Origin of the sequence: Streptomyces endocoffeicus (genome assembly GCF_016741935.1) — a bacterium.
Lineage (GTDB): Bacteria > Actinomycetota > Actinomycetes > Streptomycetales > Streptomycetaceae > Streptomyces > Streptomyces endocoffeicus.
The window spans coordinates 352,784-370,836 of record NZ_JAERRG010000004.1; the positions used below are offsets into that span (position 1 = coordinate 352,784).

At 72.3% G+C, this 18,053-nt stretch carries 16 protein-coding genes; 11 read left to right on the top strand and 5 right to left on the bottom strand.

Annotated features, from left to right (window positions below; all coding sequences use genetic code 11):
- Positions 1 to 159 precede the first annotated feature (159 nt).
- The 4 genes from JK364_RS14095 (at position 160) to JK364_RS14110 (ending at position 2,696) form a co-directional block, all read left to right on the top strand.
- The gene (locus tag JK364_RS14095; RefSeq protein WP_201851229.1) at positions 160 to 798 is read left to right on the top strand and encodes an AIM24 family protein; all 639 of its coding nucleotides are present in this window, start codon (positions 160 to 162) and stop codon (positions 796 to 798) included.
- Positions 798 to 1,448, top strand: coding sequence for an AIM24 family protein (locus tag JK364_RS14100; RefSeq protein WP_201851231.1), 651 nt, complete (start codon positions 798 to 800; stop codon positions 1,446 to 1,448). The genes JK364_RS14095 and JK364_RS14100 overlap by 1 nt, the downstream gene beginning before the upstream one ends.
- Positions 1,445 to 2,125, top strand: a complete 681-nt coding sequence (locus JK364_RS14105; RefSeq protein ID WP_201851233.1) for an AIM24 family protein — start codon at positions 1,445 to 1,447, stop codon at positions 2,123 to 2,125. The genes JK364_RS14100 and JK364_RS14105 overlap by 4 nt, the downstream gene beginning before the upstream one ends.
- A gap of 94 nt (positions 2,126 to 2,219) precedes the next feature.
- Positions 2,220 to 2,696: a MarR family winged helix-turn-helix transcriptional regulator gene (locus tag JK364_RS14110; protein ID WP_201851235.1), complete on the top strand. Its 477-nt coding sequence runs from the start codon at positions 2,220 to 2,222 to the stop codon at positions 2,694 to 2,696.
- A 48-nt stretch (positions 2,697 to 2,744) separates the two neighbouring features.
- On the opposite strand, the gene JK364_RS14115 is transcribed toward JK364_RS14110, so the two are convergent.
- Positions 2,745 to 4,145 carry a sensor histidine kinase gene (locus tag JK364_RS14115; RefSeq protein WP_201851237.1) on the bottom strand — a complete coding sequence of 467 codons (1,401 nt, stop codon included), beginning with the start codon at positions 4,143 to 4,145 and terminating at the stop codon, positions 2,745 to 2,747.
- Complete coding sequence (locus tag JK364_RS14120; RefSeq protein ID WP_201851239.1) at positions 4,138 to 4,794, bottom strand: response regulator transcription factor; 657 nt, start codon at positions 4,792 to 4,794, stop codon at positions 4,138 to 4,140. The genes JK364_RS14115 and JK364_RS14120 overlap by 8 nt, the downstream gene beginning before the upstream one ends.
- Positions 4,795 to 4,906: 112 nt before the next feature.
- On the opposite strand from JK364_RS14120, the gene JK364_RS14125 reads away from it, so the two are divergent.
- On the top strand, positions 4,907 to 5,494 hold the full coding sequence (locus JK364_RS14125) for a PepSY domain-containing protein (protein ID WP_201851241.1): 588 nt from the start codon (positions 4,907 to 4,909) through the stop codon (positions 5,492 to 5,494).
- Positions 5,495 to 5,553: 59 nt separating this feature from the next.
- Here the strand turns inward: JK364_RS14125 and meaB are convergent, their stop codons facing one another.
- Together meaB and JK364_RS14135 are read right to left on the bottom strand one after the other, a co-directional pair.
- Positions 5,554 to 6,513 (bottom strand): methylmalonyl Co-A mutase-associated GTPase MeaB, encoded by a 960-nt coding sequence (meaB, locus tag JK364_RS14130; protein ID WP_201851243.1) that lies wholly within the window; start codon positions 6,511 to 6,513, stop codon positions 5,554 to 5,556.
- A 100-nt stretch (positions 6,514 to 6,613) separates the two neighbouring features.
- A complete protein-coding gene (locus tag JK364_RS14135) occupies positions 6,614 to 7,792 on the bottom strand; it encodes an acetyl-CoA C-acetyltransferase (RefSeq protein WP_201851471.1) in 1,179 nt (392 codons plus the stop codon).
- A 157-nt stretch (positions 7,793 to 7,949) separates the two neighbouring features.
- On the opposite strand from JK364_RS14135, the gene mce reads away from it, so the two are divergent.
- From mce to JK364_RS14165, 6 genes are all read left to right on the top strand, one after another.
- A complete protein-coding gene (mce, locus tag JK364_RS14140) occupies positions 7,950 to 8,390 on the top strand; it encodes a methylmalonyl-CoA epimerase (protein ID WP_201851245.1) in 441 nt (146 codons plus the stop codon).
- 258 nt (positions 8,391 to 8,648) lie between these two features.
- Entirely contained in the window at positions 8,649 to 12,680 is a 4,032-nt protein-coding gene (gene scy, locus JK364_RS14145) for a polarized growth protein Scy (protein ID WP_307841269.1), read from the top strand.
- Between the two features lie 259 nt (positions 12,681 to 12,939).
- Positions 12,940 to 13,878 (top strand): coiled-coil domain-containing protein, encoded by a 939-nt coding sequence (locus JK364_RS14150; protein WP_020868384.1) that lies wholly within the window; start codon positions 12,940 to 12,942, stop codon positions 13,876 to 13,878.
- Between the two features lie 458 nt (positions 13,879 to 14,336).
- The gene (locus JK364_RS14155; protein ID WP_201851246.1) at positions 14,337 to 15,296 is read left to right on the top strand and encodes a hypothetical protein; all 960 of its coding nucleotides are present in this window, start codon (positions 14,337 to 14,339) and stop codon (positions 15,294 to 15,296) included.
- A gap of 81 nt (positions 15,297 to 15,377) precedes the next feature.
- Positions 15,378 to 16,601 (top strand): ABC transporter ATP-binding protein, encoded by a 1,224-nt coding sequence (locus JK364_RS14160; RefSeq protein WP_201851252.1) that lies wholly within the window; start codon positions 15,378 to 15,380, stop codon positions 16,599 to 16,601.
- The gene (locus JK364_RS14165) at positions 16,598 to 17,545 is read left to right on the top strand and encodes an ABC transporter permease (RefSeq protein WP_201851253.1); all 948 of its coding nucleotides are present in this window, start codon (positions 16,598 to 16,600) and stop codon (positions 17,543 to 17,545) included. Before JK364_RS14160 ends, JK364_RS14165 begins: the two co-directional genes overlap by 4 nt.
- Positions 17,546 to 17,662: 117 nt before the next feature.
- On the opposite strand, the gene JK364_RS14170 is transcribed toward JK364_RS14165, so the two are convergent.
- On the bottom strand, positions 17,663 to 17,980 hold the full coding sequence (locus JK364_RS14170) for an Rv1322 family protein (protein ID WP_201851254.1): 318 nt from the start codon (positions 17,978 to 17,980) through the stop codon (positions 17,663 to 17,665).
- Positions 17,981 to 18,053 lie beyond the last annotated feature (73 nt).

The window sequence follows — 18,053 nt, forward strand, 5'->3', positions numbered from 1 at the left end:
GCACCTTCGTGTGAAGAGAGAGACACGGACCAGCTTGTGAAGGAATGCACAAGCTTTCGCCCATTGTCGCAGCCTCGCGGGCGATCTCCGCCCGGGGGGCACCCCATGCCCCCGGTGCTCCCTGTCCGCCGACGTCGCCGGACCGCTACCGTCGGCTCCGTGGCTCAGTTTCGGCTCCAGGGAAGCAGGGTGCTCGCGGTCGATCTGACCGGCGACTCCGTGAAGGCCAAGAACGGCGCGATGGTCGCCTACGAGGGGGATATGACCTTCAAGAAGAGGACGGGTGGCGGGGAGGGGCTGCGCGGGATGGTGACCCGGCGGCTCACCGGTGAGCAGATGGCGGTCATGGAGGTGAAGGGGCACGGCACGTGCTACTTCGCCGACCGGGCGAGCGAGATCAACCTGGTGTCGCTGCAGGGCGAGAAGCTCTATGTGGAGTCCAGCAATCTGCTGTGCACGGACGCCGCGCTGCGCACCGGCACCTCCTTCACCGGGCTGCGCGGCTCCGCGCAGGGCAACGGGCTGTTCACCACGACCGTCGAGGGCACCGGGCAGGCCGCGCTCGTCTCCGACGGCACGGCGGTCGTGCTGCGCGTCACCCCGCAGACGCCGCTGCAGGTCGACCCGGGCGCGTACATCGCCCACACCGGCGGTCTCAAACAGCACTTCCAGTCGGGGGTGAACTTCGGCGCGCTGATAGGCGAGAGCGGCGGGGAGTCCTTCCAGATCCGCTTCGAGGGCGACGGGCTGGTCTATGTCCAGCCGAGCGAGCGCAACACGATCGGGGGTGAGGTGTGATGCCGTTCAAGGTGCTCACCTCGCGGATGGTCGAGGCCCAGGTGATGCCCGGCCAGACCCTGTTCAGCCAGCGTGGCGCGATGCTCGCCTACCGCGGGGACGTCCACTTCACCCCCAGCATCACCGGCGGCCAGGGCGGGCTGCGGGGGATGATCGGGCGGCGGGTCGCCAATGAGGCCACCCCGCTGATGACCGTCGAGGGCCAGGGCACGGTGATGTTCGGGCACGGCGGCCACCACGTCCATGTGATCGACCTGGTCGGCGACACCCTCTATGTGGAGTCGGACCGGCTGCTGGCCTTCGACGGCTCGCTGCGCCAGGGCACGATGTTCCTGGGCTCCCAGGGCGGGGTGATGGGCATGGTGCGCGGCCAGGTCACCGGCCAGGGGCTGTTCACCACCACCCTGGAGGGGCACGGCTCCGCGGCGGTCCTGGCGCACGGCGGGGTGCTGGAGCTGCCGATCGTCCCGGGACGTCCGGTGCATGTCGATCCGCAAGCCTATGTCGCCCACCGGGGTGATGTTCGCAATAAGCTCTCGACGGCGATCGGCTGGCGCGAAATGGTGGGCCGCGGCTCGGGGGAGGCGTTCCAACTGGAGCTGTCCGGCACCGGCATGGTCTACGTCCAGGCATCGGAGGAGAAGCTGTGAACGGCCCCGTCATCCATGACGTCTGGACGCTGCCCGTCGACGACAACATCAATCCGTACGCCTTCAGCGTGGATCTGAACGGCCAGTGGTTCCTGCAGAAGGGGAAGATGATCGCCTACTACGGGCAGATCGACTTCCAGGGCGTCGGACTCGGCCACCTCGACCACCTCATCGCCCACAGCTTCCACTCCCCGCTGCACGCGGCGGACTGGGTGGTGGCCGAGGGCCAGGGCAGGATGGTGCTCGCGGACCGCGCCTTCGACGTCAACTCCTACGACCTGGACGACGGCAACCTCTCCATCCGGTCCGGCAATCTGCTCGCCTTCCAGCCCTCGCTGTCCCTGAAGCAGTCCATCGTCCCGGGCTTCCTGACCCTCCTCGGCACGGGCAAGTTCGTGGCCGCCTCCAACGGGCCCGTGGTCTTCATGGAGCCGCCGATCCGGGTGGATCCGCAGGCGCTGGTCGGCTGGGCGGACTGTCCGACGCCGTGCCACCACTACGACCACCAGTATCTGCGCGGCTTCCTCGGGGCCGTCCGGTCGCGTACGGGCATCGGGGGCGCTTCGGGCGAGGAGCACCAATTCGAGTTCGTGGGCGCGGGGACCGTACTGCTCCAGTCCACGGAGGAGGTCGTCGCCGAGATATCGGTCGGCGAGACGGGGGGTACCGGTTCGTGAGCGCGAAGGTGCGGAGTGTAACGTCGAACAGGTGACCTCTAGCCCGATACATCCATTGGTTCGGAATTCAACTTCTATAGGTAGAATACATCCCATGGAGACCGAGAACGGCACGCGCTGGCTCAGCGACGAGGAACAGCGCGCCTGGCGCACCCATCTGGACGTCAGCCGGCTGCTGACCTACCAGCTCGAAAAGGACCTGCAGCCGTTCGGCCTGACCATGAACGACTACGAGATCCTGGTCAACCTCTCGGAGTCGGAGGACCACCGGATGCGGATGAGCGATCTCGCCTCCGCGACCCTGCAGTCCAAGAGCCGGCTGTCGCACCAGATCACCCGGATGGAGAACGCCGGCCTGGTCCGCCGCGAGAACTGCGAATCGGACCGGCGGGGGCTGTACGCCGTGCTGACCGAGCACGGCTGGGACACCATGCGCAAGGTCGCCCCCCATCATGTGGCGTCCGTGCGCAGGCACTTCATCGATCTGCTCGCGGCGGAGGACCTCAAGGCGCTGCACGGATCGCTGGCGCCCGTCGCGGAGCATCTGCGCACCCAGCGGGGCCGGGTCTAAGGGGCCCGTAGGCCGGACCGGCCGCACGGCCTACGTCGGCAGCACGACCTACGTCGGCAGCCGCAGCTCGAACAGGGCGCCGCCCTCGGGGGCCGCCCGGACGGTCAGCGTGCCGCCGTGGCGCACCGCCACGTCCCGCGCGATGGCGAGGCCGAGTCCGGCCCCGCCATCGTCGCGGCTGCGGGCGTCGTCGAGCCGTACGAACCGCTCGAAGATCCGCTCCCGCTCGGCCTCGGGCACCCCCGCGCCGTCGTCCGCGACCTCCAGCACGGCCCACCGGCCCTCCTCGCGCACCGCCACCCGCACCCCGCTCCGGGCGTGCCGCTGGGCGTTGTCGACCAGATTGCCCAGCACCTGGGCCAGCTGCCCGCGCGAGCCCTCCACCGCGACCGGCGCCGCCTCGTCCCGTACCGGCACCCGGTCCGCCACCCGCTGGGCCAGTTCCTCGCGCACCAGGGCGTCCAGCGCCACCGGCGTCCCTCCGGCGGGCCGCTCCCCCGCGTCCAGCCGGGCCAGCAGCAGCAGATCGGCCGCGAGCCGCTGGAGCCGCACCACGTCCGCCACCGCGCCGTCCAGGTCCAGCAGCTCCGGATGGGCGGCGCCCACCTCCAGCTGGGTGCGGAGCGAGGCCACCGGGGAGCGCAGCTCATGGGAGGCGTCGGCCACGAAGGCCCGCTGCCGCTCCACGGACGCCTCCAGCGCCGTGAGCGTCTCGTTGGTGGTCCGGGCCAGCCGCGCCACCTCGTCGTGCGACCCCGGCTCGGGCACCCGCCGGGCCAGGTCCGTGCTCGCCGTGATGGCGGCCATCTCGCGCCGGATGCCCTCCACGGGCCGCAGCGCGCGCCGGGTCACCAGCCAGGTCACGGCCGCCACGACCAGCAGCAGCAGCGGCAGCCCGAGCAGCATCGCGTCCCGCACCGTGGTGACCGCGCCGCGTTCGGTGGCCAGCGGGGCGCCCGCGTAGACGGTGACGTCCTCGCCGGAGGTGTCGGTGGCCTCCACGGCCGCCCAGACGTAGTCCGCGGTCTCCCCGTCGACACGGGCGGAGCCGTCGCTGTACTCCTCCCCGGCGGAGACCTTTCCGGCGGACCGGTCGTCATCGTCGGTGTCGTCGTCGCTCTCAGGGGCGGGCACCACGGGCCGCACGGACGCGCTCCCGGTGCCCTTCACGGCCTCCAGGTCCTCGCTGACCGCCCGCACCCGGCCGTCCTCGTCCACGACCTGCACCGGGACGCTCTCGTCCAGCTTCAGCGACCCGTAGCCCGCCCCGGCGGCTATCTTCGACGCCACCTCCCGCGCGTCCACCTGGGCCTTCAGCCGCGCCTGGTCCCCCAGATCGGCGCCCAGCACCCGCAGCAGCGCGATCCCCGCCGCCACCAGGGCCACCGCCACCACCAGGGTCGCCCCGAGCGCGGCCCGTGCCCGTACCGAACCGAACACCTTACGCACGGAGCCGGTACCCCGCTCCCCGTACGGTCTCGATGAGCCCCGCGCCCAACTTGCGGCGCAGGGCGCTCACATACACCTCGACGATGTTGGGGTCGCCGTCGTAGGCGAAGTCCCACACATGCTCCAGGATGTCCGGCTTGGAGACGACGTCCCCCGCCCGCGTCGCCAACTGCTCCAGCACGGAGAACTCCTTGGCGGTCAGCGGCACCTCCCGGCCGTCCCGCTCCACCCGGCGCGCGCCCCGGTCCACCGTGAGCGGTCCCACCCGCACCACGGGCGAGGCCCCGGGGCCGCGCCGCCGCAGCAGCGCCCGAATCCGCGCCACCAGCACCACATACGAGAACGGCTTGGTCAGATAGTCGTCCGCCCCGGTGTCGAGCCCCTCCGCCTCGTCGTACTCGCCGTCCTTGGCGGTGAGCATCAGGATCGGGACGTCGTGCCCGGCCGCCCGGAGCGCCCCGCACACGCGGTAGCCGTTCAGCCCCGGCAGCATGATGTCGAGGACGACGAGGTCGTACACCCCCTCCTGCGCACGGTGCAGCCCCTCCCGGCCGTCGTGCGCCACATCGACGGCGAACCCCTCCGCCCGCAGCCCCTTGGCCAGCGACAGGGCCAGCCGCCGCTCGTCCTCCACGATCAGCAAACGCATGCGGCCAGCGTCGCAGAGCGAACCTGAAGATCTCTTCAGGCGGCTTCAGGTGGGCTTCAGCATCGATCGGCCAGGGTGGTTGGCGTCCGAACACGAATGGGGAGGAACCCACATGAAGCGCAACATCGTCATCGCGTCCGTCGCCGCGGCCGCCCTGATCACCGGCGGTACGGCCGTCGCCGTGGCGGGCACCCAGTCCTCGTCCCCCGCCTCCCGGACGACCGGCGCAACCGCCGCGACCACCGCCCGCGCGTCCTTGACCGACGCCGCCCATGCCGCGCTGAAGGCCGTCCCGGGCACGCTGGACTCCATCGACCGGGACCACGGCCGCTGGGAGGCGGACGTCCTGGGCAAGGACGGCAGGTGGCACGAGGTCACGCTGGACGCCGACGGCAAGGTGATCGACCAGCGGGTGGACCGGGACGACGACAACGACCCCGAGGACGCCGCCGAGGCCAGGGCCCTGCGGAACGCCGACGTCTCGGCCGTCGAGGCGGCCCGGAAGGCCGCGTCCAGGGGCACGGTGACCTCCGTGGAGTTCGACGGCGACCACACCCCGGTGTGGGAGGTCGAGACCGTCAAGAACCACAAGGAGCGCGACCTGAACGTCGACCCGCGGTCCGGCAAGGTCACCCAGGCCCCGGCCGACGACGACCACGGCGACGACCACGGCGACGACGACAGCGGCGACGACGACTGACCGGGCGTCGGCCGAGAGGGGGAGCGGGGGTGAGCCCCCGCTCCATCACCCCTGTCCGGTCACCCCTGTTCGGTCACCGCCGCCACCAGCTCGTCCGCCGCCGTGTACGGGTCCAACTCGCCCGCGACGACCCGCTCGGCGAGCGCGCCCAGGCGGCGGTCGCCGTGCAGATCGCCGATCCGCTCCCGCAGCGCGGTCACCGCGATCGTCTCGACCTCGCCCGCCGCCCGCCGCATCCGGCGCTCCGCGAGCACACCGTGCTCCTCCATCCACGCACGATGCTTCTCCAGCGCCTCGACGACCTCCTCGATCCCCTCGCCGCGCGCCGCCACGGTCTTCACGATCGGCGGCCGCCAGTCGCCCGGCGACCGCGACTCGCCCAGGCCCAGCATGTGGTTGAGCTCGCGGGCCGTGGCGTCGGCGCCCTCCCGGTCGGCCTTGTTGACCACGTACACATCGCCGATCTCCAGGATCCCGGCCTTGGCCGCCTGGATCCCGTCGCCCATCCCCGGCGCGAGCAGCAGCACGCTGGTGTCGGCCTGGGCGGCGATCTCGACCTCGGACTGGCCGACGCCCACCGTCTCCACCAGGATCACGTCGCAGCCGGCCGCGTCCAGCACCCGGATGGCCTGCGGGGCGGCCCAGGCGAGCCCGCCGAGGTGGCCGCGGGTGGCCATGGAGCGGATGTAGACACCGGGGTCGGAGGCGTGCTCCGACATCCGTACCCGGTCGCCGAGGAGCGCCCCGCCGGAGAACGGCGAGGAGGGGTCCACGGCGAGCACGCCCACCCGCTTGCCCGCCCGCCGGTAGGCGGAGACGAGCGCGGAGGTCGACGTGGACTTGCCGACCCCCGGCGAGCCGGTCACCCCTACCACATACGCGCCCCCGGCCAGCGGAGCGAGCGCGGCCATCACCTCGCGCAGCTGCGGCGAGGCGCCCTCGACCAGCGAGATCAGCCGGGCGACCGCACGCGGCCGCCCCTGCCGTGCCTGCTCCACCAGCGTGGGCACATCAGCCATGGGGGCCGTACTCCTCACTCGCTCGAGCACAATCGCTTGATCACAATCGCCTGACCGCGACGGAAACCGGATTCCCGCGCGGGGGCCGTCCGCTTCCCGTCTACTTCCCCGCCGGCACCCGCAGGATCAGCGCGTCGCCCTGCCCGCCGCCACCGCACAGCGCCGCCGCGCCGGTGCCGCCGCCGCGCCGCCGCAGCTCCAGCGCCAGATGCAGCGCGATGCGCGCGCCGGACATGCCGATGGGGTGGCCGAGGGCGATCGCGCCCCCATTCACATTCACCTTTTCGGGGGAGACGCCCAGGTCCTTCATTGACTGCACGGCGACCGCGGCGAACGCCTCGTTGATCTCGATGAGATCGAGGTCGTCCACCGTCAGCCCGTCCTTGCCCAGGGCGTGCGCGATCGCGTTGGACGGCTGCGACTGGAGGGAGTTGTCGGGTCCCGCCACATTTCCGTGGGCGCCGATCTCGGCGATCCACTCCAGCCCGAGCTCCTCGGCCTTCGCCTTGCTCATCACGACGACCGCGGCGGCACCGTCCGAGATCTGCGACGACGTGCCCGCGGTGATCGTCCCGTCCTTGGTGAACGCGGGCCTCAGCCGGGCCAGCAGCTCCGCGGTGGTCTCGCCGCGGATGCCCTCGTCCTTGTCGAAGACCACCGGCTCGCCCTTGCGCTGCGGGATCTCCACCGGGGTGATCTCGGCGTCGAAGAGGCCGTTCTTCTGCGCGGCGGCGGCCCGCTGGTGGGACTGGGCCGCGAACTCGTCCTGCTCGGGGCGCTGGATGCCCAGCCGGGTGTTGTGCTTCTCGGTGGACTCGCCCATGGCGATGTGCTCGAAGGCGTCCGTCAGCCCGTCGTACGCCATCGCGTCGAGCATCTCGACCGCGCCGTACTTGTACCCCTCACGGGACTTGGGCAGCAGATGGGGGGCGTTGGTCATGGACTCCTGGCCGCCCGCGACCACGATGTCGAACTCACCGGCGCGGATCAGCTGGTCGGCCAGGGCGATCGCGTCCAGCCCGGAGAGGCAGACCTTGTTGATCGTGAGGGCGGGCACGCTCATCGGGATACCGGCCTTGACCGCCGCCTGACGTGCGGGGATCTGCCCGGTGCCGGCCTGGAGCACCTGCCCCATGATCACGTACTGCACCTGCTCGGCACCGACCCCGGCCCGCTCCAGCGCGGCCTTGATCGCGATCCCGCCCAGGTCCGCGCCGGAGAACGAGCGCAGACTGCCGAGAAGCCGTCCCATGGGCGTGCGCGCGCCCGCCACCATCACAGAAGTCGTACGAGTCATTGGTGCGTCCCCTTCACGAGGAGAAGGAAGTTAACGAGGGTTATCGTCAATGTACTGACGAGTACCCGCGCGGTCACCGGCCCATCGGTGTGATCGCGCGCACGTTGCGTAACCGACCGTACGGCGGTGCACTGTTCCCATGCTGACGAGAATCGACCACATCGGGATCGCCTGTTCCGACCTCGACAAGACTGTCGAGTTCTACCGTGCCACGTACGGCTTCGAGGTGTTCCACTCCGAGATCAACGAGGAGCAGGGCGTCCGCGAGGCCATGCTCAAGATCAATGAGACCTCCGACGGCGGGGCCTCCTACCTGCAGCTTCTCGAGCCGATCCGGGAGGACTCAGCGGTCGGCAAGTGGATGGCCAAGAACGGTGAGGGGGTCCACCACATCGCCTTCGGCACCGCCGACGTCGACACCGACTCCGAGGCCATCCGCGACAAGGGCGTCCGGGTCCTCTACGAGCAGCCCCGCCGTGGCTCGATGGACTCCCGGATCACTTTCCTCCACCCCAAGGACTGTCACGGTGTGCTGACCGAGCTCGTCACCGCCGCGGACCCCGCCGCGCACAAGGACTGAAGAGGATCACTGAAGCGGACCACTGACCTACCCCTTCCCCGGCCGGTAGAGTGCTGCATCGGCCGGGGTACGGAAACGGAGAGGGTTCGGGGTCCGGCCCGGGCTTCGCCGATGATCTGACACCATTTCTCGGAAGGGCCAGCTCCGGTCCGACCCGGCACGCACCTCGCCTGGTCGGTACCGCAAGGGAACCCGTCGACGGACCCCGCGGCACCGCAAGGGACCACGGGAACCCGGAGGGTTACGGAGCGGCCGCCAATGCGACCAGGGGACGGATGGGACCGCGCAGTGCGGGGCTACGACCGCTACGAGCCTGACGATCAGCTCTCGAAGTTCGAGGCCGAGATGGAGCGGCTGAAGACCGAGCGGGAGAAGGCCGTCCAGCACGCCGACGACCTCGGCTACCAAGTCGAGGTGCTGCGCGCCAAGCTGCATGAGGCGCGCCGTAATCTGGCGGCCCGCCCCGCCTACGACAACAGCGCCAACGCGGGCTACCAGGCTGAGCAGTTGCTGCGGGACGCGCAGCTCCAGGCGGACCAGCTGCGCGCCAACGCCGAGCGGGAGCTGCGCGAGACCCGGGCCCAGACCCAGCGGCTGCTGCAGGAGCAGGCCGAGCGGCAGTCCCGGCTCGAGGCCGAGCTGCACGCCGAGGCCGTGGCCCGGCGCCAGCGGCTGGACCAGGAGCTGGCCGAGCGCCGCTCCACCGTCGAGTCCCACGTCAACGAGAACGTGGCCTGGGCCGAGCAGCTGCGGGCCCGTACCGAGGCGCAGGCCCGCCGGCTCATGGACGAGTCCCGGACGGAGGCCGAGCACGCCCTGGCCGAGGCCCGCGCCGAGGCCCAGCGGATGACCGAACAGGCGCGCCAGCGGCTGGGGTCGGAGGCGGAGGCCGCCCGTGCCGAGGCCGAGGCGATCCTGCGCCGGGCCCGTACCGACGCCGAGCGGCTGCTGACCAACGCCGGCACCCAGGCCCAGGAGGCCACCGACCACGCCGAGCAGCTGCGCACCTCCACCGCCAGCGAGGCGGACCAGGCCCGCCGTGCCGCGGTCGAGCAGACCCGCGCCGCCGAGCAGCGGATGCACGAGGCCGAGCAGGCGCTGCGGGAGGCGCGCAGCGAGGCCGAGAAGGTGGTCACCGAGGCCAAGGACGCGGCGGCCAAGCGGCTCACGGCCGCCGAGTCGGACAACGAGACGCGCACCCGTACCGCCAAGGCGGAGGTCGCCCGGCTGGTCGGCGAGGCCACCAAGGAGGCCGAGCGGCTGCGGGCCGAGGCCGAGCAGCTGCGGGACGACGCCCGCGCCGAGGCCGACCGGATGGTCGCCGAGGCGGGCGACGACGCCCGCGCCAGGGTCGCCGAGGACTCCGCGGCCCAGCTGGCCAAGGCGGCCCGGAGCGCCGAGGAGGTGCTGACCCGCGCCGCGGAGAAGGCGCAGAGCACCACCAAGGCGGCCACCGACGAGGCGGAGCGGATCCGGCGCGAGGCCGAGGACGAGGCCGACCGGCTGCGGGCCGAGGCGCACGACACCGCCGAGCAGCTCAAGGGCACGGCCAAGGACGACACCAAGGAGTACCGCGCCAAGACCGTCGAGCTGCAGGAGGAGGCCCGCCGGCTGCGCGGCGAGGCCGAGCAGCTGAAGTCGGAGGCGGCCGCCGAGGGCGAGCGGGTCCGGGCCGAGGCGCGCCGTGAGGCGGTCCAGCAGATCGAGGAGGCGGCCAGCACCGCCGAGGACCTGCTGACCAAGGCCAAGGCCGACGCCGAGGAGACCCGCTCCGGTGCCACCGCCGAGAGCGAGCGGGTGCGCACCGAGGCCATCGAGCGGGCCAACGCGCTGCGCCGGCAGGCCGATGAGCTGCTGAAGCGGGCCCGTGGCGAGGCCGAGGAGCTGGTGACCTCGGCCGAGGAGCAGGCCGAGCGGGTCAAGTCGGAGGCGGCCACCGCGGCCGAGGAGCTGCGCGAGGAGGCCGAGCGGGCCGCCGAGGACCGCCGCGCCGAGGCCGAGGGCGAGCTCAACCGGCTGCACCAGGAGGCCGAGCAGCGGCTCTCCTCCGCCGACCAGGCGCTGCGGGACGCCCGCGAAGAGGCGGAGCGGCTGCGCAAGGAGACCGCCGAGGAGACCGAGCGGCAGCGCACCGAGTCCGCCGAGCGGCTGAACGGCCTGCGCCAGCAGGCCGAGGACGAGGCCGCCCGGCTGCGCGACGAGGCCGCCGCGGATGCGTCGAACGCGCGCGCCGAGGGCGAGTCGGTGGCCGTACGGCTGCGCGGCGAGGCCGCCGCGGAGGCCGAGCGGCTGCGCTCGGAGGCCCAGGAGACGGCCGACCGGGTGCGCGCCGAGGCGGCGAGCGCCGCCGAGCGGATCGGCACCGAGGCCGCCGAGGCCCTGGCCGCCGCCCAGGAGGAGGCGGCCCGCCGCCGCCGCGAGGCCGAGGAGCTGCTCGCCGACGCCCGCGAGGAGGCGCAGGCGGAGCGTACGGCGGCGCGGGAGCAGAGCGAGGAGCTGCTGGCCGCCGCCCGGAACCGGGTCGCCGAGGCACAGGCCGAGGCACAGCGGCTGGTCGAGGAGGCCGAGCGGCGCTCGGCCGACCTGGTGGCCGCCGCCGAGCAGACCGCCCAGCAGGTGCGGGACTCGGTCGCCGGGCTGCACGAGCAGGCCGAGCAGGAGATCACCGCGCTGCGCGGCACCGCCGAGCACGCCGCGCAGCGGGTGCGCGACGAGGCGCAGGCCGAGGCCGACCGGGTCCGCGCGGACGCCTACGCGGAGCGGGAGCGCGCCTCGCAGGACGCCACCCGGGTGCGGCGGGAGGCCACGGAGGAGTCCGAGGCCGCCAAGTCGCTCGCGGAGCGCACGGTCGCGGAGGCGATCGCCGAGTCGGAGCGGCTGACCGAGCGGGCCCGCGAGGAGGCGAACCGGCGCCGCGCGGATGCCGCCGAGCAGGCGGACCGGCTGGTCACCGAGGCCACCCACGAGGCCGAGCGGCTGCGCGCCGAGGCCAACGAGACGCTCGACGACGCGCGGCGCTCGGCCAACAAGTCCCGTGCCGAGGCCGCCGAGCAGGCCGATACGCTCGTCAGCGGCGCCACCGAGGAGGCCCAGCGGCTGGTCTCGGAGGCCACCACACGGGCGCAGGCGCTGCGTACGGAGGCGTCCGACGCGCGGGCGACCGCGGAGCAGGACGCGGCCCGCACCCGGGCCCAGGCCCGCGGCGACGCCAACAGCATCCGCTCGGAGGCGGCCGAGCAGGCGGACCGCCTGGTCACCGAGGCCCGGAACGAGGCCGACCGGCTGCACGCGGAGGCGAGCGGCGAGGCGGAGCGGCTGCGCGGCGAGGCCGCGGAGACCGTCGGTTCGGCACAGCAGCACGCGGCGCGCACCCGCGCCGAGGCCGAGCGGGTCGAGACCGAGGCGGCGGCCGAGGCGGAGCGGATCCGCAACGAGGCGCAGGCCGAGTCGGACCGGCTGATCGACCGGGCGCGCGAGGACGCCAACAAGCGGCGTTCGGACGCCGCCGAGCAGGCCGACCGGCTGATCACCGAGTCCTCGGCGGAGGCCGAGCGGCTCACCTCCGAGGCGCGGGAGGCCGCGCTGCGCGCGGCGACCGCGGCCGAGGAGCAGGCGGACACCATGGTGGGCGTGGCCCGCCATGAGGCGGACCGGCTGGTCTCCGAGGCCACGGCCGAGTCCAACGCCATGGTGGAGAAGGCCCGTACGGACTCCGACACCATGCTGGGCGAGGCCCGGGGCGACGCCACGGCCATCCGGGAGCGCGCCGAGGAGCTGCGCACCCGTACCGAGGCCGAGGTCGAGGAGTTGCACGAGCGGGCCCGCCGGGAGTCCGCGGAGCAGATGAAGTCCACCGGCGAGCGGGTGGACAAGCTGGTCGCGGCGGCCACCGCGCAGCTGATGAAGGCCGAGGAGAAGGCCAAGTCACTGGTCGCGGAGGCGGAAACCGAAGCGAGCCGGGTGCGGATCGCGGCGGTGAAGAAGGCCGAGGGTCTGTTGAAGGAGGCCGAGCAGAAGAAGTCCGAGGCCGAGCGGGAGGCGAACCGGCTCCGGACCCAGGCCACGGACGAGGCGCAGCAGATCGTGGACGAGGGCAAGCGCGAACTGGAATTGCTCAAGCGCCGCCGCGAGGACATCAACGCGGAGATCTCCCGTGTCCAGGACGTCCTCGAGGCGTTGGAATCCTTCGAGACCCCCGCGTCGGGTGGCGCGGGCGGCAAGGAGAACGGCCAAGTCAAGACAGCGGCGGGTGCGGGTGCGACGAGGAGTGGAAAGCGGTCGGAGGGGTAACCGTATCCGGGGGGACGAGTCTCAGCTGTGCCTATCGAGGTTTCGCTTAAGTCTCGCGTCGGTTTCGCGTAAGTCTCGCGTCAGGCTGCGTCCATCACGGCATGTCCGTATCATCCCGACGAGTGACGGGGTCTCCGTCTTACTGCCACTCAAAAGGCTGGACATTCTGCAGATCAAACAGACGTTGACTCGATGACACGCCGTTCGGCCCCCTAGGATTCCCTCTATCACCTCACCGGTCTCTTTCGACAGGAACCCCATGAGCGACACTTCCTCCCCCTTCGGCTTCGAGCTCGTGCGGCGTGGGTACGACCGCGGTCAGGTGGACGACCGCATTTCCAAGCTCGTCGCCGATCGTGACAGTGCACTGGCCCGTATCACCTCTCTGGAAAAGCGCATCGAGGAGCTGCACCTCGAGACGCAGAACGCTCAGGCCCAGATCAACGATTCGGAGCCGTCCTACGCGGGGCTCGGCGCCCGGGTCGAGAAGATCCTCCGTCTCGCCGAGGAAGAGGCGAAGGATCTGCGCGAGGAGGCTCGCCGCGCCGCCGAACAGCACCGTGAGCTGGCCGAGTCGGCCGCCCAGCAGGTCCGCAACGACGCCGAGTCGTTCGCCGCCGACCGCAAGTCCAAGGCCGAGGACGAGGGCGCGCGGATCGTCGAGAAGGCGAAGGGCGAGGCGGCCACGCTGCGCCAGGAGGCGCAGAAGGACGCGCAGTCCAAGCGCGAGGAGGCGGACTCCCTCTTCGAGGAGACCCGCGCCAAGGCCGCGCAGGCCGCCGCCGACTTCGAGACCAACCTCGCCAAGCGCCGCGAGCAGTCCGAGCGCGACCTGGCCTCGCGTCAGGCCAAGGCCGAGAAGCGGCTCGCGGAGATCGAGCACCGCGCCGAGCAGCTGCGCCTGGAGGCCGAGAAGCTGCGCACCGACGCCGAGCGCCGCGCCCGCCAGACGGTGGAGACCGCGCAGCGCCAGGCCGAGGACATCGTGGCCGACGCCAACGCCAAGGCGGACCGCATCCGCAGCGAATCCGAGCGCGAGCTCGCGGCCCTCACCAACCGCCGCGACAGCATCAACGCCCAGCTGACCAACGTCCGCGAGATGCTGGCCACGCTGACCGGCGCGGCGGTGGCCGCGGCCGGTGCCCCGGGCGAGGACGAGGCGGCCACCCGCGGCGTCCCGGCCCAGCAGTCCCGGTGACCCTCGGTCACACCGGAGCGCCCGATGCCCCGCGCCGCCCAAGCGGCGCGGGGCACGCGCATGTTATGGGCCACGATCGCCTTCCCGGCCAGGCCGACTATGGCCTTGCGGCCGCGCCCCGACGCGAAGAGTTTTAGGACCGGGGCAACCCGCCCTCCCCGGGGCGCGACACGGACAACCAGCCCCTCCGGGCGACCAATCCAGCGGCCCTCCGGTCGAACAATCCGTCCCCTCCGGGCAAACAATCCGTCCCCCCAGAGGAACACCCCAGCCCCTCCAGAGGAACAATCCAGCCCTCCAGAGGAACAACCCAGCCCTCCAGAGGAACAACCCAGCCTTCCAGGGGAACAATCCAGCCCCTCCGGCGATTGAGGAGCGGGGGTCCGGGGGCGGAGCCCCCGGCGGGGCCGGGCGGGGCCCGGTTTCGGGGAGGGGCGGGGTGGGGCAGGCAACCCCCCGTGACCGACCGCACCCTCAAAACCCTCGGCTTCGCCGACATCCCCGCCCAACAACCCCTCACCTACCCCGGCCGCCCCATCACCCACCCCACCCTCCTCACCACCGGCGAGCTCTGGGACCTCACCCCCACCCCAGGCCCCCTGGGCACCTGGACGGTCAGCCCACGCCCCGACAGCCCCGACAGCCCCGACAACAACGAAGCCCCCCAAGAGCCGCTGGACACCGTCCTCACCCACCTCGGCCACCCCCCAACCCCCCACCGCCACCCCGTCATCGCGGTCGGCTCCAACGCCTCCCCCGCCCAGCTCCACCACAAGCTGTCCCGCCCCGGCCACCCGGCCGCCGTCCCCATGGTCCCGGTCGACGTACACGGCATCGCGGTCGGCTGCTCGGCCCACATCGGCCGGTACGGCTACGTGGCCTCCGCCCCGTACACGGCGCCCGGCGCCCGTACCCCGCTCGTCATCAGCTGGCTGGACGCCGAGCAGCTGGCGGCCGTGGACGCCACCGAGTACCCCAACTACCGCCGCGTCCTGCTGCCCGGCAGCCAGTACCCGATGGTCATGCCGTCCGGCGAGCGGCTCCGCGGCGCGTACCTCTACGTCGGCGAGCGCGGAGTGCTGATGTCCCCGGACGGCACCGAACGCCCCCTCCCCGGCGGCGGCGACCAGAGCGCCCTGCTCACCCGCCTGCTCGCCGGCTCACCACGGCTGCGCGCACTCCTCGGCCCGGACCCCCGCGCCTGGGTCACCCGCGCGGGCGCCGACCCCGCCGTACGCGGAACCGGCACCCGGATCTTCCAGGAGGAGGGCTGGGCGCTGCCGCAGCCCGACCTCCTCCGCTGCCCGGAAGACGGGCAGCACGGCGGCCCCGGCGAGTGCGGCGGCCCCGGCGAGTGCGGCGGCCCCGGCGAGTGCGGCGGCCCCAAGAGTTACGATGCCCTCTCATCTCCCGAGTAACGGGAACCGTCAAGACGCCGTTAGGCTCCTAAGCCTCATCGGGGGCGAGCACGCCCGACCCATGCTCATGAGGGGCGGAGAATGATCGAGGCAGTCGGTCTGACGAAGCGCTACGGCGCCAAGACGGCCGTGTACAACCTGTCCTTCCAGGTGAGGCCAGGCGCCGTCACCGGCTTTCTCGGACCCAACGGGTCGGGCAAGTCCACCACCATGCGGATGATCCTGGGCCTCGACGAGCCCACCGCCGGCCATGTCACGGTCGGCGGCTACCCGTTCCGCAAACTCCCCAACGCCCCCCGCCAGGTGGGCGCGCTGCTCGACGCCAAGGCGGTGCACGGCGGCCGCAGCGCCCGCCAGCACCTGCTCTGCCTGGCCCAGCTGTCCGGCATCCCGGCCCGCCGGGTGGACGAGGTGCTGGGCGTGGTGGGCCTCCAGAACGTGGCGCGCAAGCGCTCCAAGGGCTTCTCGCTCGGCATGGGCCAGCGCCTGGGCATCGCGGCCGCCCTCCTCGGCGACCCGCAGGTGCTGCTCTTCGACGAGCCGGTCAACGGCCTGGACCCCGAGGGCATCCTCTGGGTCCGCAACTTCATGAAGCAGCTGGCCTCCGAGGGCCGCACCGTCTTCGTCTCCAGCCATCTGATGAGTGAGATGGCGCTCACCGCCGACCATCTGATCGTGATCGGGCGCGGGCAGCTGCTCGCCGATATGAGCGTCAAGGACTTCATCTCCTACAACTCCGCGGACTTCGCTCGCGTCCGCACCCCCGAGGGCGACCCGGGGCAGCGCGAGAAGCTGACCGCCGCGCTGAGCGAGGCGGGCGGCCAGGTGCTGCCGGAGCAGGACGGCGCGCTGCGGGTGACCGGGCTGCCGCTGCCGCGCATCAGCGATCTGGCGCATGGCGCGGACGTCCGGCTGTGGGAGCTCTCCCCGCACCAGGCGTCGCTGGAAGAGGCGTACATGCGGATGACTCAGGGCGCGGTGGACTACCGCTCGACCACCGACGAGCGCGCCGCACTGCAGCAGCAGATGCCGGGCGCGGTGCCGCAGGGCGGACCGTACGGCTATGCGCCGGGCGCCCCGGCACAGCAGGTGGGCTTCCCGCCGGGGACCATGCTGCCGGGCTACGCCGAACCCCCGGCCCCGCCACACCAGCACGCCCCGGGCGCCCCGCACACCCCGGGCGCCCCGATGCCCACCGCACCGGCGGCTCCCTCGATGCCGCCCACCGCTCCCCCGGCTCAGCCGCCCGCGGCGCCGTCCGCCCCCGCCGATCTGACCAAGAGCGACACCGAGGACGCCCGATGACCACCCCGTACCAGCAGCAGTACCAGGCGCCCGTCCCCCCGCAAGGCCCCCCGCAGGGCGGTCCTCCGCAGATGCCACCACAGATGCCGCCGCAGGCGGCCCCGCACCAGCCGGTGCCCTCCGGGCCTCCGTCGCAGCCGTACGCCGGTGTCGGCCCGTACACCTCGCCGATCCCGGTCCGCCAGACCCACCTCGGCAATGCCCTCGCCTCCGAGTGGACCAAGATCAAGTCGGTGCGCTCCACGATCTGGACGCTGAGCGTGATGGTCGGGCTGGTGGCCGGGATCGGCCTCCTGGTGTCGGCGAGCACCAGCGACAGCGACTACCAGACCGTCCCCACCACCCTCCCCGGGTTCTTCGGCACCCTGCTCGGCCAGCTGTGCATCGTCACCCTCGGGGTGCTCGTGATCACCTCCGAGTACGGCACCGGGATGATCCGGACCACCCTCACCGCCTCCCCGCAGCGCTCCCGGGTGCTCACCGCCAAGGCGCTGGTGTTCTTCACCCTCTCGTTCACCACCACGACCCTCGCGCTCGCGCTGGTGGCCTTCGCCAGTACCGGGATGCACAGCGGTCCGGGTGTCCAGGAGCCGACGAGTGACCAGCTCCTGGGCTCGACGGTCGGCGCGGGGCTCTATGTGTCGCTGCTGGGGCTGCTCTCGCTGGCCGTCGGCTCCATGCTGCGGCACTCCGCGGGCGCGATCACCGCGATGCTCGGTGTGGTGCTGCTCCCGGCCATCCTCCCCGCGTTCCTGATGATGTCGGACAGCCTCCGCGAGCTGGGGGAGAAGATGCAGGAGTACTCCTCGCCCCAGGCGCTCGCCTCCCTCTTCCGGATCGACGAGAGCCTGAACAGCGGCTGGCCCCAGCTGTGGGGACTGGCCGGAGTCACGGCGGCAGCGATGATCGCCGCCTATGTGCTGCTGGAGAAGCGCGACGTGTAGGGCTCGCGGGATGTAAGGCTCGTGGGGCCGGCCCGCACCGGATACGTGGCGCCTGAGCCGGATACGCGGCGCCCGAGCCCGATACGCGGCGCCCGAGCCGGACGTACCGCGCTCGAGTCAATGTCGCGGTGCGTTACGGGACCGCTGGAGCTTCGCGCTCCGGCGGTCCCGTGCGTTCCAGCATGCCTTGTGCCAGTGGCGCCGGTCGTCCGCGCCCATGTGCTGCTGCCAGGCGACCACATGCGCCACCCCCGGCGGAATCTCCTGGTCGCAGCCCGGGCAGCGGTAGTGCTTGGCGGCCGCCCCGCCGCCCACCTGCCGGACCACCCACTCCTCCCCCTGCCAGGTCTCCATGCGGTCGAGGCCATAACGGTCCGTGCTCTCGTGGCCGACGGGCTTCTCGCCGCCTCGCGAGCGGTTTCGGCGTGGAGACACGGGGCACCTCGACAGAGCTTGGAGCTAACGGGCTGTGACCAGCGTACGCGCTACGGTCACCCTCCGGGAAAGC